Annotated in this window: 17 protein-coding genes; 15 read left to right on the top strand and 2 right to left on the bottom strand. The window is 42.3% G+C overall.

All coding sequences use genetic code 11. The features are described from left to right. Window positions 1–316 precede the first annotated feature (316 nt). The 4 genes from ICV39_RS04105 to infA all read left to right on the top strand — a co-directional run bounded on the left by ICV39_RS04105 (window position 317) and on the right by infA (window position 2,205). Window positions 317–970 (top strand): cupin domain-containing protein, encoded by a 654-nt coding sequence (locus ICV39_RS04105; RefSeq protein ID WP_215390602.1) that lies wholly within the window; start codon window positions 317–319, stop codon window positions 968–970. Window positions 971–1,017: 47 nt separating this feature from the next. Continuing rightward, the gene (locus ICV39_RS04110) at window positions 1,018–1,377 is read left to right on the top strand and encodes a DMT family protein (protein WP_215390603.1); all 360 of its coding nucleotides are present in this window, start codon (window positions 1,018–1,020) and stop codon (window positions 1,375–1,377) included. A 278-nt stretch (window positions 1,378–1,655) separates the two neighbouring features. Beyond that, on the top strand, window positions 1,656–1,859 hold the full coding sequence (locus ICV39_RS04115) for a cold-shock protein (protein WP_215390604.1): 204 nt from the start codon (window positions 1,656–1,658) through the stop codon (window positions 1,857–1,859). An 85-nt stretch (window positions 1,860–1,944) separates the two neighbouring features. After that, entirely contained in the window at window positions 1,945–2,205 is a 261-nt protein-coding gene (gene infA / locus ICV39_RS04120) for a translation initiation factor IF-1 (protein WP_215390605.1), read from the top strand. A 16-nt stretch (window positions 2,206–2,221) separates the two neighbouring features. Here the strand turns inward: infA and ICV39_RS04125 are convergent, their stop codons facing one another. Beyond that, the gene (locus tag ICV39_RS04125) at window positions 2,222–3,124 is read right to left on the bottom strand and encodes a lipid A biosynthesis acyltransferase (protein ID WP_251372732.1); all 903 of its coding nucleotides are present in this window, start codon (window positions 3,122–3,124) and stop codon (window positions 2,222–2,224) included. Between the two features lie 228 nt (window positions 3,125–3,352). On the opposite strand from ICV39_RS04125, the gene ICV39_RS04130 reads away from it, so the two are divergent. The 6 genes from ICV39_RS04130 (at window position 3,353) to ICV39_RS04155 (ending at window position 7,500) form a co-directional block, all read left to right on the top strand. Beyond that, window positions 3,353–3,682, top strand: coding sequence for a helix-turn-helix transcriptional regulator (locus tag ICV39_RS04130; RefSeq protein ID WP_215390606.1), 330 nt, complete (start codon window positions 3,353–3,355; stop codon window positions 3,680–3,682). Next, the gene (locus ICV39_RS04135; RefSeq protein ID WP_215390607.1) at window positions 3,679–4,158 is read left to right on the top strand and encodes an arsenate reductase ArsC; all 480 of its coding nucleotides are present in this window, start codon (window positions 3,679–3,681) and stop codon (window positions 4,156–4,158) included. Before ICV39_RS04130 ends, ICV39_RS04135 begins: the two co-directional genes overlap by 4 nt. Beyond that, a complete protein-coding gene (gene arsB, locus ICV39_RS04140; RefSeq protein WP_215390608.1) occupies window positions 4,155–5,195 on the top strand; it encodes an ACR3 family arsenite efflux transporter in 1,041 nt (346 codons plus the stop codon). Before ICV39_RS04135 ends, arsB begins: the two co-directional genes overlap by 4 nt. Before the next feature lie 89 nt (window positions 5,196–5,284). Further along, window positions 5,285–6,325: a permease gene (locus tag ICV39_RS04145; RefSeq protein WP_215390609.1), complete on the top strand. Its 1,041-nt coding sequence runs from the start codon at window positions 5,285–5,287 to the stop codon at window positions 6,323–6,325. 7 nt (window positions 6,326–6,332) lie between these two features. Next, window positions 6,333–6,566 carry a thioredoxin family protein gene (locus ICV39_RS04150; RefSeq protein WP_215390870.1) on the top strand — a complete coding sequence of 78 codons (234 nt, stop codon included), beginning with the start codon at window positions 6,333–6,335 and terminating at the stop codon, window positions 6,564–6,566. A 172-nt stretch (window positions 6,567–6,738) separates the two neighbouring features. Then, window positions 6,739–7,500: a YoaK family protein gene (locus ICV39_RS04155; protein WP_215390610.1), complete on the top strand. Its 762-nt coding sequence runs from the start codon at window positions 6,739–6,741 to the stop codon at window positions 7,498–7,500. Between the two features lie 193 nt (window positions 7,501–7,693). Here ICV39_RS04155 and ICV39_RS04160 read toward each other — a convergent pair whose 3' ends face one another. Further along, window positions 7,694–8,422 (bottom strand): putative sulfate/molybdate transporter, encoded by a 729-nt coding sequence (locus tag ICV39_RS04160; RefSeq protein ID WP_215390611.1) that lies wholly within the window; start codon window positions 8,420–8,422, stop codon window positions 7,694–7,696. Here ICV39_RS04160 and ICV39_RS04165 point away from each other — a divergent pair. The 5 genes from ICV39_RS04165 to ICV39_RS04185 all read left to right on the top strand — a co-directional run bounded on the left by ICV39_RS04165 (window position 8,421) and on the right by ICV39_RS04185 (window position 14,529). Further along, a complete protein-coding gene (locus ICV39_RS04165; protein ID WP_215390612.1) occupies window positions 8,421–8,702 on the top strand; it encodes an HD-GYP domain-containing protein in 282 nt (93 codons plus the stop codon). The two genes, ICV39_RS04160 and ICV39_RS04165, sit on opposite strands and share 2 nt — an antisense overlap. 621 nt (window positions 8,703–9,323) lie before the next feature. Continuing rightward, window positions 9,324–10,208, top strand: a complete 885-nt coding sequence (locus ICV39_RS04170; protein ID WP_215390613.1) for a DUF2806 domain-containing protein — start codon at window positions 9,324–9,326, stop codon at window positions 10,206–10,208. Window positions 10,209–10,358: 150 nt separating this feature from the next. Beyond that, a complete protein-coding gene (locus ICV39_RS04175) occupies window positions 10,359–11,858 on the top strand; it encodes a DUF4118 domain-containing protein (protein WP_215390614.1) in 1,500 nt (499 codons plus the stop codon). Continuing rightward, a complete protein-coding gene (locus ICV39_RS04180) occupies window positions 11,855–12,550 on the top strand; it encodes a winged helix-turn-helix domain-containing protein (RefSeq protein WP_215390615.1) in 696 nt (231 codons plus the stop codon). The genes ICV39_RS04175 and ICV39_RS04180 overlap by 4 nt, the downstream gene beginning before the upstream one ends. A gap of 20 nt (window positions 12,551–12,570) precedes the next feature. Then, window positions 12,571–14,529, top strand: coding sequence for an APC family permease (locus tag ICV39_RS04185; RefSeq protein WP_215390616.1), 1,959 nt, complete (start codon window positions 12,571–12,573; stop codon window positions 14,527–14,529). Window positions 14,530–14,554 lie beyond the last annotated feature (25 nt).

Raw genomic sequence — 14,554 nt, forward strand, 5'->3', positions numbered from 1 at the left:
TGCTACAATCACACCTTCGGCGAATTAGCTCAGCTGGTTAGAGCGACGGAATCATAACTCGTAAGGTTCTTAGGTTGCCAACCATTTTCCCAATAAAATCAATAACTTAGAAAACCATGGTTTTCGCCGTAGCACACACCGTGTGACACACCGCCTGCAAAGTACCGAAATATAAGGCTTTAGTGGAAGAAACCCTGTAATCATATGACTCAGAGCGGAGGGTAGTGGTGGCGGATGTCGTTTTAAACGACACTTTTTTATTTACACTTCAACAGGTTCAAGTGCTTGAGCTGCATAATTTCCTGTAATAACTTAAATGAATATAAATTCCGACTACAGCAAACGAGTGGTACTTAATCAGAATGACCTGCCATGGGTTAGTAGCCCTGAGACGGGCATTGAAAGACGTCTATTGGAGCGAATAGGCGATGAGGTGGCCAAGGCTACCTCCATCGTTCGTTATCAGCCTGGGTCTCGTTTTAAGGCTCATACCCATGATTTGGGTGAAGAAATATTTGTACTGGATGGGGTCTTCAGCGACGAATCCGGAGATTATTCCGCTGGTACTTACATCATGAATCCGCCAGGATCAGCCCATGCGCCTTTTAGTGAAACTGGATGCACCCTATTCGTCAAACTTCGTCACTTGGGCCAAGAGCAAGTTGAACGAGAGATTGTGGATACCAAGACCGCCCCCTGGTTTCAAGGTATGGTTCCTGGGCTCACGGTATTGCCTTTAATGCGTCAGGGCAGTGGATCAACATTGGTGCGCTGGGCTCCCCAAACCTATTTCAATCCACACAAGCATTACGGCGGAGAAGAGATATTCGTTGTAGATGGCGTATTTGAAGATGAGTATGGTCGCTATCCTGCTGGCTCATGGATTAGAAGTCCCCATATGAGCTTGCATCAACCTTTTAGCAAAGAGGGGTGTACGATCTTTGTAAAGACGGGGCATTTGCTTGACTAATAAAGACGCAAACTTATTTGACCCTAGAGACTAATTAAGATTGTCTTATGCCTAATCCAACTAATTTCTTCGGTCCATTTTCATTCATTAGCCTTTTGGTGCTTTCCAATGTTTTTATGACATTTGCTTGGTATGCCCATTTAAAGAACCTATCCTCTAAGCCTTGGTGGATTGCTGTATTTGCGAGCTGGTCAATAGCTTTACTTGAATATGTCTTTCAAGTTCCAGCTAATCGAATAGGCTTTCAGTATTTTTCATTGGGTCAGCTTAAGATTGCACAAGAAGTCATAACTCTCAGTGTGTTTGTGCCATTTGCTGTTTTTTATATGGGCGAGCCATTCAAGACGGATTACATATGGGCGGGACTTTGTTTGCTTGGCGCTGTCTACTTTATGTTTAGAAGGTAAAAAATAAAGATTCTGTTAATACCAAATCCTTTTTGATGAATTAGGTATCAAAGAAAACACCACTGAGACGCTTGAATGAGCGAAATCAATTTATTTCACCCTTTATTGGATAAGTAGAGTAGACTGTCTTCAGCGATTTTCAAGCTAATAGTGTTGTTGTACTAGTAATTAATACCGCAGTTCTGCGATAGTTCTTCTTAGCATCTCCCCCGCCATTCTTGACTTTCGCCCCATACGGGGCATAGCCCCTTTTTATTTTTTTTAAGGAATAGTCAGATATGGCAAACGGAATTGTGAAATGGTTTAACGACGCTAAAGGCTTCGGATTTATTACCCCTGATCTTGGTGGCGAGGATTTGTTCGCCCATTTTTCAGCAATTAATAGCAATGGATTTAAGTCTTTAGCTGAAGGTCAAGCAGTAACTTTTGATATTACTACTGGCCCTAAGGGTAAGTTAGCATCCAATATTCAAATTGCTTAATCCGCAAGTAAAGCAAAGGTGACAATGTCACCACACAAAAGCCCAGCCTGACTGGGCTTTTATTTTTTATCTAAAGGAATACTAAATGGCAAAAGAAGAGTTAATTGAAATGGATGGTTTGGTTGATGAAATCTTGCCTGACTCTCGTTATCGAGTGACGACCGATCATGGCCATAAGTTAATCGCCTATACAGCTGGCAGAGTTAAGAAAAATCACATTCGGATTTTGGCTGGGGACAAAGTATCCCTGGAAGTTTCCCTTTATGATTTGAGTAAAGGACGCATCACTTTTAGGCATATTGAAAAGCGTCAGCCTAGCCCTAACAAATTTATCAAACGATTCTAGTCATCTAGAGATGGGTCTAATAAGGATTTATTTCGTTATTGGGCCTATTTTTAAATCTCTTATGAACCCAATAGTACTCAGCAGGTCTTTTGCGAATTTCATTTTCAAATAGTTGATTTAATCGAGCTGTATCTGCTATTGAATCATCGGTTGGAAAATCTGACAGTGGTTCGTGGATAGTGGTTATATAGCCGCTACCATCGGCCTTGAGGGTTGTGGTTGTTAGGCAAACTTCTGCCCCTGCTATTTTTGCGAGTCTAGATACAGCGGTAATAGTGTTCGTAGGAATTCCAAAAAAGGGTACAAAAGAGGAGTCTTTGGTACCCAAGTCCACATCGGGAGCAATGATGATGAGATTGCCGTTGCGAATTTTGCGAATCAGGTTCGCGGTATTGCCTTGGCGGTCTATCGCATCCCCACCAAATCGATTGCGCCATTCAATAATCTTTTGATTAAAGAATGCGTTTTTCATTTTTTGATAAAAGCCTGAAGTAATGGGCCAGCCATTTTCTTTCGCTAGTGCGCTAAGAACGATACAACCCTCAATTCCAGTGAAATGAATGTTAACTAGAATGCGGGCTTTTCGATCACAAAGATCCACTTTCGATTCAACTTCTACCATCCTGTGAAGTTGTTTTTTTGATCCGTGCCAGACAATACTTTTTTCTACCAAACTTCTACCTAGCAATTGCCAATGTTTTCTTGCGATTTGCTCTAGAGAGGCTTCGTCTAGCTCCGGGAAGCATAGCTTGAGATTGGTCTGAACCACTCTATTGCGATCGCTCGGGATAATAGATGCTAGGGTGCCAAGTATGTATCCAAGTTTTACTAAAAAACTGTAAGGGAGCAAGGTTAAGGCTTTAGATAAGCCAACAATTGTTTGATTAACAAGATTTTGAAGCACAGCGTTCTTTGCCATTAATGAGGCGCAAAGGATGGTTATTAATTGCTCAACCTACATACTAATGGAATATGGGCGCCCTGTCTTTAAGCATCCTCGGCCCTAGTCGATTCCGCCTCGGGCCACCAAGAATCACAAAAGCCCACTTGTTGGGCTATTTTTATTTCTTCCCCTTTCATTAGATGTCGTTTAAAGAGACATCGCTTGTCACAAAGCTGAAACATATATTTCCATATGATTGGAAATATGAAAAACGCAGATGCTATTAATGCCTTCCTTGCTCTAGGACAAGAAACTCGCCTCAATATCTTTCGCCTGATTGTTCAGCGTGGGGATGTTGGGTTAACGCCTAGTCAGATTATTGAAAAACTCGGTATTCCCAATGCCACTCTCAGCTTTCACTTAAAAGAATTGGCTGGTGCCGATTTGTTATTGGTTGAGCGTCAAAGTCGCAATCTCATCTATCGCCCAAATGCCAAGCTGGTTCAAGACTTAAGTGGATTCCTATTGGAAAACTGCTGTGGTGGCAAATCTTGTGTTCCAGTTTCTTCAATCAAAAAAGCCAAAGCCAAATGAAGCAATACAGCATTCTCTTTCTATGTACTCATAACTCAGCTCGCTCAGTACTGGGTGAGGCTCTGGCATCTACTCACCCAAGCGGCTTGTTTTTTGGATATTCGGCTGGCTCTACCCCCGGCACCTCTGTTAATCCTTTTGCTAGAGAGTTAGCAATCGAGATGGGGTATGACGAGAGCAAGTTACGTTCTAAGTCTTGGGATGAATATGGGTTGCCCGATGCTCCCAAGATGGATTTTATTGTGACGGTGTGTGACAACGCTGCTGGCGAGCAATGCCCCTTCTGGCCGGGCAAGCCCGCAACGGCTCATTGGGGCTTTCCTGATCCCTCACAAGTCAAAGGTTCGGACGACGATAAGCGTAGAGCATTTAAAGAGGTAATGATCGGTTTAAAGAAACGCCTAGATATTCTTGCTTCAATGCCATTAGACAAACTTGATTCCATCAGCCTAAAAGAAATACACGCTAAATCATGAGCCAAATTACACAAAAACTCTCATTCCTAGATAGATACCTCACAGTTTGGATCTTTGCCGCAATGGCTTTTGGTATTGGTTTGGGCTATTTCGTTCCCAGCGTAGAGGGATTTATCAATCAATTTCAATCAGGCACTACTAATATTCCGATTGCGATTGGCTTGATATTGATGATGTATCCACCATTTGCCAAGGTGAAGTATGAAGAATTGCCTGATGTATTTAAAGATAAGCGGGTATTTGGTTTAGCGTTTCTCTTAAATTGGATTATTGCGCCAACATTGATGTTCCTATTGGCGATCACTTTCGTTCCCAATCAACCTGAATACATGGCAGGGCTGATTCTGATTGGTATTGCGCCTTGTATTGCCATGGTTATTGTGTGGAATGACATTGCTAAAGGCTCAACAGAGTACGCCGCAGGCTTGGTGGCCTTTAATGCTGTATTTCAGGTGCTGTTCTTTAGTCTGTATGCGTATTTCTTCTTAACCGTATTGCCGCCATATTTTGGCTTTGCAGGCTCGGTGGTCAATATCACGATTGGCGAGATTGCTAAGACTGTTGCTATCTATCTTGGAGTGCCTTGCGTAGCAGGGTTCTTAACTCGCTATGTGATGCTCAAGTTTGTGAGTAAAGACTGGTATCAAGACAACTTTGTGCCACGTATTGGCAAGATTACATTGATAGCATTGCTCTTTACGATTGTGGTGATGTTTAGTCTCAAGGGTAATCTCATCCTCCAATTGCCGATGGATGTAGTAACTATTGCCATTCCACTTTTGGTCTTTTTTGTAGTGATGTTCGCATTAACCTTTTTCATCACTATTAAGTTAGGCGTGGATTACAAGCGTTGTTGTACGCTGTCCTTTACTGCTTCCAGTAACAACTTTGAGTTAGCGATTGCTGTAGCGATTGCGGTATTTGGTATTAACTCAGGCGCCGCCTTTGCTGCGGTAATTGGGCCACTGGTGGAGGTGCCAATCATGGTGGGGTTGGTGTCGGTGGCTTTAGCTATTCAGAAGAGATATTTCGCCTAATTTGTCGTTTAAAACGACATCATTAACCAAGAATGTTTAGGTTTGACATAAATCAAGCTAAAAATGTCTAATGGGTATAAGCTAAAAAAATGACCTCTACTGTATTAAATCTTTCGTCAAAATCTTGGCCTAAGTCCTTTCTGGTTTTTTCTATATTGATTTGGTATGGCCTCTATGAATCATTGACCCCTATCTCTGAATGGCTTGTCTCGCTATTACCAGTTGATAGGCAAACCCGACTTGGTGGAGCTCTCCAATTTTTTCTTTATGACACCCCTAAAGTGCTATTGCTTTTGACGGCTGTAGTATTTGTCATGGGTATGGTTAATTCCTATTTCACACCAGAGCGAACTAGGGTCATTCTTGCTGGTAAGTCTGAAGGCGTTGGCAACATCATGGCCGCAAGTCTAGGCATTGTTACTCCTTTTTGCTCATGCTCCGCCGTTCCTTTATTCATTGGCTTTGTTCAAGCCGGGGTGCCGCTTGGCATTACTTTCTCTTTCTTAATTTCAGCTCCAATGGTCAACGAAGTTGCCTTAACTTTATTGTTCAGCATGTTTGGTTGGAAAGTAGCGGGTCTATATCTTATTTTGGGTTTATCTGTGGCGATCGTTTCAGGCTGGGTTATTGGCAAATTAAAGCTAGAAAACTATCTTGAGGATTGGGTCAGAAATATGCCAAAGGCAGTAGCGAGTATTGGCGATGATCAACTCACGCTAAGTGATCGCATTGAATCAGGTAAAGCCTCTGTAAAAGAGATTGTTGCCAAGGTTTGGCCTTATATCATTGTTGGTATAGCTGTGGGAGCCGGCATTCATGGATATGTGCCAGAAGACTTTATGGCAAGTCTCATGGGCAAAGATGCTTGGTGGTCAGTACCTATTGCCGTATTGATTGGTGTACCCATGTATACCAATGCCGCTGGAATCATTCCGATTGTTGAGGCACTCTTGGCTAAAGGTGCCGCACTGGGAACTGTGCTGGCCTTCATGATGAGTGTGATTGCTTTGTCATTGCCGGAGATGATCATTCTTCGAAAAGTGCTCAAGTTACGCTTAATCATTATTTTCGCCAGCATCGTGGCTACGGGCATTTTATTGGTTGGTTATATCTTTAATGCTGTTTTATAGGGGTTAGATTATGGAAGTCAAAGTGCTCGGTACGGGCTGTAGTAACTGTAAGGCTACTGTCAAATTGGTTGAGGAAATTGCCAAAGAGAAAGGCGCTTCTATCAATATGGAGAAGGTTGAAGATATTCAAGACATTATGAAATTTAATATCCTATCAACCCCAGGGGTAGTGATTGATGGCAAAGTAGTTCATGCTGGAGGGATTCCTAGTCGTGAGAAGGTGGAAGCATGGTTTGCGTAATGTCTTTTAAAGCAATAGTCTAGAGCCAGAGTTAGGCATCTTCGGCCCTAGTCGATTCCACCGGGGGCCACCAAGAATCACAATAGCCCACTTGTTGGGCTATTTTTATTTCTCCCTCTTACTAGAGGTCGTTTAAAACGACAAAATTGTGAAGAGTAAAATTTATTGCTAGATGGCAATTAAATTTTTACAGCTTCTCACTAGCCCACAGCGTTCAACTAAAACCAACTTTCAGCTGGGGTGCTTGCTTGCCTTTGTTGCTGGAGCAGTAAATGCTGGAGGTTTTCTTGCTATAAGTCGTTACACATCACATATGAGTGGAATTATTTCTGGCATAGGCGACGACCTTGCTTTAAGCAATATTCTTGCCGTTTTGGGCGGCGTCTCCTTATTGCTCTCATTCATCATAGGTTCGGCAGCCACGGCAATATTAGTGAACTGGGGGCAACGCAAGCATATCCATAGCCAATTCGCATTGCCACTATTAGTAGAGGCATTTCTATTGCTTTGTTTTGGCCTGCTTGGAGCAAACCTTAATTTATATACATCATTGACTGTGCCCACAATTGCCTTGATGCTGTGTTTTGTTATGGGCTTACAAAATGCCATTATTACTAAAGTATCCAGAGCGGAAATCAGAACAACGCATATGACTGGTGTTGTGACTGATATTGGGATTGAGCTGGGCAAATTGTTTTATTGGAATCGATCAGAAGAAGCGAATAAAAAAGGTCATGTAAGGGCAAACAAACAGAAGCTAAAAGCACATGCTTTAATTCTTTCAATGTTCTTAATTGGGGGAATTGTTGGGGCTTTGAGTTTCAAGAGGGTTGGCTATGGATCAGTAATTCCTCTGTCGCTTGTCCTCATCATCATTGCCAGCCTTCAGATTTATCGAGATATAAGAGTGCTTATTAAGGGTCCAGCATTCTAGCCCTAGTCGATTCCGCCCCGCGCCACCAAGAAATGCCAAAACCACCTTCGGGTGGTTTTTCTTTGGGCTCTCGGAGTAGTAATAGATCGCGCTAATGATTCCCTTGCCGCTTTGTAAGGGTGTGCGGCAGATTTAAGTGGGTGTGTAATAGAGTGTCGTTTTAAACGACAGAATAAATAGCTATGAAGAATGCCTAAATTTCTAACAAACCTCGCTTCGCAAGGTAGTGAACAAGAATGCCAAATAGCACCGCAATTCCGACATTCCAAACTGCTAGACCTGCAGTTGCCAAAACTATAAAGCGGTCTGCCTTTTCTGATGAGGTGTCTCTGCTACCCAAGGCGAGTTGAAGTCCAGCGAAAAAGAGGATGACACCTAAAACACTTGATGGGAATAGTTGAAAGATTGTGCTGATGGATGAAGGTAAAACTACACCAGCAACCAGCAAGATGCATCCAAGAATGATTGATGAACCGCCAGTCCTTGCACCGAATTGAATATGCCCAGCCATACCACCTGCACCATGACACATTGGTATACCGCCAATTAGGCTAGACCACACATTCATTAAGCCCGTAGATAAGGCTACTGTTCTTTCTTTGATTGGTCTATCAGGGAATAGGTGGTTATTTTCTTCGATGATAGATATAAAAGCATTTCCAAAGGTAAGCGGAAGTTGCGGTAATGCCAGCAGAATTAAGCCAAGCCATAAATCATTTAAGGTCAATGCTTGCCACTCAAATGGTGGAATAACAAATTCAGGCTTAATGTCATGCAGTTGGCTTAATAATTCAGGCTTATCAAATAGGGCAATTCCAAAGCCTGCCGCTAGTAAGATAAGCATGGCTGGAACCTTTGGTCGATTTAGCAATCCCAATGTAAGCATCAGCAATACTCCAGCAATGTAGGGGCTGCTTCTCATGAGGCGAATAGCTGATATTTCAGAGGCTATTGCAAGACAACTTGGCTGGGATGAAAGTCGTATTCATGGCTTGAGAATGGCAGCCTTAATACATGATATTGGTAAAGTATCCATTCCTTCGGAGTTGCTAACGAAACCCTCCAAGCTTTCAGACTTGGAGTATGCAATGATGAAGGAGCATGTAAAAAACGGATATCTAATTTTGAAAGATATTCCGTTTGTATGGCCGGTAGCGGAGAGTATTTATCAGCATCATGAACGAATGGATGGCTCAGGATAGGCGACAGCGCATAGCACGTGCGCAGCAGTCATTGGCACGTGCTACTGCACCCACCACTACGATTTAACAGATTTAGACATCCTAAAAACAGGATTAAAACCCGTAGCCACAACGGTTTGAACTATTTGATAGAGTCAGCCACAGCCTGCACATTCACACAGCACCACAGTCAATTTGCTACAATTCTTAGTTCGGCGAATTAGCTCAGCTGGTTAGAGCGACGGAATCATAACTCGTAAGGTTCTTAGGTTGCCAACCCTTTTCCCAATAAAATCAATAACTTAGAAAACCATGGTTTTCGCCGTGCTACACACCGTGTGACACACCGCCCGAAAAGTACCGAAGAATAAGGCTTTCGTGGAAGAAACCCTTTAATCATATGGCTCAGAGCGGAGGGTGGTGGCGAGATTTGTCGTTTAAAACGACGCTATAAATACTCCCCTTTAAATTCAATCAAATTTAAATTCCTGGATATAAACTGAATCAATTGAATGGAGTCGACAAGAGGGTTATATGACGTTCCCTGGGGAGCAATTAGTTATCAAGTTATGGGATAGCCTCATCGACAAGGGTGTCGGCTCTCTATTAAAGCCCTGGCAGATTAGAAGAGAGGGGCAGGCAATGATTGATGTCAGAAAAGCAGAGATGCTTCAGATGGCTCAAGTTGAGCTGGATGCCCTTGCAATAAAAAGAGGCGAAAAGACTTTGTTGCCCAGCGGTGAAATTATTGACGTTGATAGTAAGCCTGGAAACCAGTTAACTATTGGGTTTATTAGCGGCAAGTCAATGCAAGCAATAAAAGCTGAAGAAATTAGAAAAGAGGTCAGTGTTAACAAGGCAATTCACTATGCTGAGGAAGAGTTGTTGCGGGATTCTCAAGAGCCATCAGATAAGACAATTGATGGTGACTGGTTGCTGAGATGGAGAGATGGGGCGTCATCCGTCTCTTCTGAGGAGTTAATTAGCTTATGGGGCAAGGTATTAGCAGGCGAATCCAAGGGGCCAGGCACATACTCATTAAGAACTTTAGATTTTTTAAAGCACCTCAGTAAGGATGAGGCTGCTTTGATTGAATCAATAATGGCATTTGCATATGAAGGTTTTATTTATAGAGGTGACGAGGAAATACTAAAGGCTAATAACATCACTTTCGATAAGTTGCTCAATTTGCAAGAGTTGGGATTGCTTTCTGGAGTTGATACTTATGGCCTTGAGAAGAACTGGAGGAGTAGTTCGAAGGATGCATTTACGGTGGCAATTGTTTCAAATGAAAAATTAATACTAGCCACAAATCCAGATTCTGAAAGGGTATTAAAAATACATCCAGTTTGTCTGCTGACATCTATAGGTCTTCAACTTTATAGCTTAATAAAAATACCCCCGAATCTTGGCATGATGAATGTGATTGCCGAAAAAATAAAATCACAAGGATTTGATGCTCAGGTTGGCGATATTGTGGAAATCTCCGGAAGCAAGATCACATATAAAAATTTAATGCCAATCTAGGTTTTCTTTCTCGGAGTAGTAATAGATCGTACTAATATTTACCCCAAGTAATACAGGGGTGTAGGGCTGATTAAAGCGGGCGTGTAACAAAGTGTCGTTTAAAACGACATTTTTACGCATTTTTTACACTAAAAGATTCAAAATGGTTGCGTGGAAATAAAAGCAACCAAATTCAATAGCGAAACTCGCCCAATTATTTCGGGCCTGATTGCTATAGCCATTTCATCTGTCTTAACGCTGATCTGTACTCCGGCTATAGGTGTGGTGGAGTTAGCCAATATTGTCATGGTGTTTTTGCTCAGTACCTTTTTGGTGGCAATCACGCTTGGCAGAAATGCCGCCATAGTTTCAGCATTTTCTAATGTGGCCTTCTTTGATTTCTTTTTTGTGCCACCACGATTTTCGTTTTCAGTTGATGATGGTCAGTACCTCATTACCTTTTTGGTAATGCTGATTGTAGGTTTGGTGACAGCGCATCTAGCCGCCAAATTAAAAGATCAAATTAAAGATGTATTGGCTAGAGAGAGGCTTGCTAAGGCGCTTCAAAATTTGTCCCGAGGACTTTTTAGTGCCTCAACCGAAGAGCAAATTATCCAAGTTGCCAAAGCCACGCTAGAAAAGCCTATTGGTGTTGATATTGAGCTGTTTTTGACTGATAGCCCACAAGAGCTCAAGAAATCCAAGTTTGACTCTCAGGCAATCACATGGGCTATCCAAAGTGGAAATCGCATCTTTCATGAGATAGATGACTTTGATGGAAGCTCAATCATATTCATTCCAGTTCGTGCTGAATTAAAAACATTTGGTATTTTGATTGCGTCTGATCCCACTAGATCCATTAGAAAACATGGCTTAGATGATTTACTTCAAACGGCATCTAATCTGATTGCCTTGGCTGTAGCCCAATTACGCTCAATCAAGTCTGAAGAAGCCAGCAAAGTTGAGGCCGCTACAGAAAGATTAAAGAGCGCCATTCTTTCATCGTTATCCCACGATCTTCGTACGCCTTTGACAACGATGATTGGTTTGGCCGAAAACCTTCAGGCTCGTACCCATGGATTAGATGAAGAAAGCAAAAAAGACCTTGAGACAATTCGAGGTCAGGGAATGCGTTTGGCAAACATGATTGGTAATTTGCTAGAGATGGCAAGGCTTCAAACACAAGGCCCGACTTTGAAAAAAGAGTGGCAACCCATTGAAGATGTTTTGGGTTCAAGCATCAAGCACTTCAATGAATCATTCGCAGATAGGAAGGTAGAGCTTCATCTACCGGCCAACTTGCCACCCATGTATTTTGACGAAGTTCTCATTGAAAGAGTCTTATCTAATCTTTTGGAGAACTCGGCGAAGTATTCCAACCTAGATGCGCTTATTGATATTGAGGTTGCTGTGAGTTCGAAGAGCTTAACCATCTCTGTAAAAGACTCAGGCAAAGGATTTAATCAAGACCCCGAAAAGCTATTTGAGATGTTTGCTAGAGGCATTTCAGATACTAAGCAAACTGGCATGGGTGTTGGATTGGCGATCTGTAAAACCATCGTTGAAGCGCATGACGGAAACATATCGGTAAGAAATAATTCAAATGGTATTGGGTCAACGATTGAATTTACTTTACCCATATATCCATATCCTGAGTTGGATAAACCATGAGCACCAATCTTCAAACTAAAAAGGTTCTTGTTATTGAGGATGACGCTCAGATTCGAGACCTGATTGCTAAGGTAGTCAGTGGAATGGACTTGAGCCCCATACAGGAAAGCACTATAGAAGGTGGTCTGAAGATTGCCGCTTCCAATAAACCCGATCTAGTGATCTTGGATTTAGGCCTTGTCGATGGCGATGGTATCGAGTTTATTACTGGCTATCGTGCGTGGTCTTCAAACCCCATCTTAGTTCTATCCGCTCGCATTGTCGAACATGAAAAGGTCAAGGCGCTTGATGCTGGAGCAGATGACTATTTAACTAAGCCATTTGGCACCGCAGAGCTCATGGCAAGACTGCGGGTGTTATTGCGTCGTCAAAACAAAGCTGAATCTAATACGCCCAAATTTATTTTTGGGGATATTGAAGTGGACTTAAGTAGCCGAAAAGTAAGCAAGGCAAATGAAGAAGTGCGTCTCAGTAAAACCGAGTATCAATTGCTCAATGTGTTGCTTTTGAATCAAGGCCGTGTTGTTACCCATCGTCAATTATTAAAAGAAGTATGGGGCGGACAGCACACTGAAGATAGCCATTACCTACGTATTTATATGGGGCATCTGCGTCAGAAATTAGAAGATGATCCAGCAAAGCCCAAATACCTTCTCACAGAAACTGGTATTGGATACCGCTTAGATATTTAACTCAAAACAGAGAGAGCATCATGGAAAAAATTATTAATTTTTTTAGAGGCAAGGCATTGGATCCAATGGATCCTAAGACTCGTCATGCGATCGCTATCATTCCCCTTTTAGCGTGGGTGGGCTTGGGCGCTGATGGTCTCTCGTCATCCTGCTATGGTCCCGAAGAAGCCTTTTTGGCCTTGGGAGCAAATCATGGCCTAGCTATCTTTCTGGCACTAGTTACAGCATTAACTGTTTTTATTATTGCTTTAGGCTACAACCAAATTATTGAATTGTTTCCGACTGGCGGCGGTGGATACCGAGTTGCCACAGCCTTGCTTGGATCTAAGGCGGGCTTAGTTTCGGGATCAGCGTTGTTGGTCGATTATGTTTTGACTATTGCGATTTCATTGGCAAGTGGAGTAGATGCCGCATTTAGTTTGATTCCCCCAGAGTATCAGGATTACAAACTAATGGTCGAGTTGGGGTTAGTCACCTTTCTTATCTTTTTGAACTTTAGGGGCATTAAAGAATCTATTGTTGTCTTGCTTCCAATATTTCTAGGATTTTGTATTACACATGCGGTATTAATTGTTTATGGCATTAGTGTTCATGCTCCAGATCTTGGCAATGTGATGCCTAATGCGATTGCCAATACTCAAGCATTGAGCGGTGATATTGGTTGGATTGCGGTAGCAGCATTATTTTTAAAGGCATACTCATTAGGCGGCGGTACATACACTGGAATTGAAGCAGTCTCTAACAATGTAAATACTCTGGCCGAGCCAAGGGTTCCGCATGGTAAGCGTACGATGTGGTACCTAGCTTTTTCTCTAGCTTTTACTGCTGGCGGCATTATTCTGCTCTATATGCTTTGGGGCGCAGAAAAAGTTGATGGCCAAACTTTGAACGCCACAGCCTTTGGAATGATTATTGATCACCTCAATCCAAACGGTGGTGGTATTAATACGATTGCTTTAGCCACAGTTTTATTGCTAGAAGCTGGATTGCTATTTGTTGCGGCGCAGGCTGGCTTTTTAGATGGCCCTACTGTGTTATCCAATATGGCGGCAGACTATTGGGTGCCAAGACAGTTTCGAGAGCTTTCAAGTCGTTTAGTAAGACAGAACGGCATCTTGGTGATGGGTATTGCGGCCTTTCTAATTTTGATTTTTACAGGAGGCTCCGTAGCAACCTTAGTAGTTCTTTACAGTATTAATGTGTTTTTAACTTTCAGCATGTCATTGTTTGGTATGTCGGTTTATTGGGTTAAACATAGCAAAGACAAAGGCTGGTTTAAGCATTTTTTATTAAGTGCGGTTGGTTTTATTGTTACGGCATCTATTTTGATGGTCACCATTTATGAAAAATTATTCGATGGTGGTTGGTTAACAATTCTTGTGACAAGCGTAGTAGTTGTTCTTTGCTTGTTAACTAGAAAACACTATGAAGCATTCAGGGTTGAGCTAAGCAAGGCGGATGAGGCATTTCCGGACAACTTGGTTCAGTCATCAAAGAGTGATATTCCTGCTCTCGATAAAACAAAGCCAGCCGCAATTGTGTTGGTGAGCAGGCATCGTGGAGCCAGTATTCATGCCTTGATGTGGGCGATGAGATTATTTCCACACTATAAGAATTATGTGTTTGTTGCGGTTGGTGAAGTAGACGCGAGTAGCTTTGACGGGCATCAAAAAGTAGAGGCGCTAAAAGAGCAAATGGAAAAATCCATGTCTTACTATGTCGATTTTTGCCATCAACATGGTTTGGCCGCCACTTATAAGATTGGTTTCGGTACCGACCCAATCAAAGAGTTTATGAAGCTAACTGATGAAGCCTATCAAGAGTTTCCAAATGAGAGCATTTCATTTGCCAGTAAGTTGCTCTTTGCGAAAACTAACTTCTTTACTAAGTTCCTCCATAACCAGACTCCATTGGAAATTCAGGAGCGACTTCATTTCAGCGGTCGTCAAATGATTTTGTTACCCATGAGGGTTGGATAAGGCATCCTAGGTTTTGGTTCTATTC

The sequence above is a fragment of the Polynucleobacter sp. MWH-UH25E genome, from assembly GCF_018687095.1.
Lineage (GTDB): Bacteria > Pseudomonadota > Gammaproteobacteria > Burkholderiales > Burkholderiaceae > Polynucleobacter.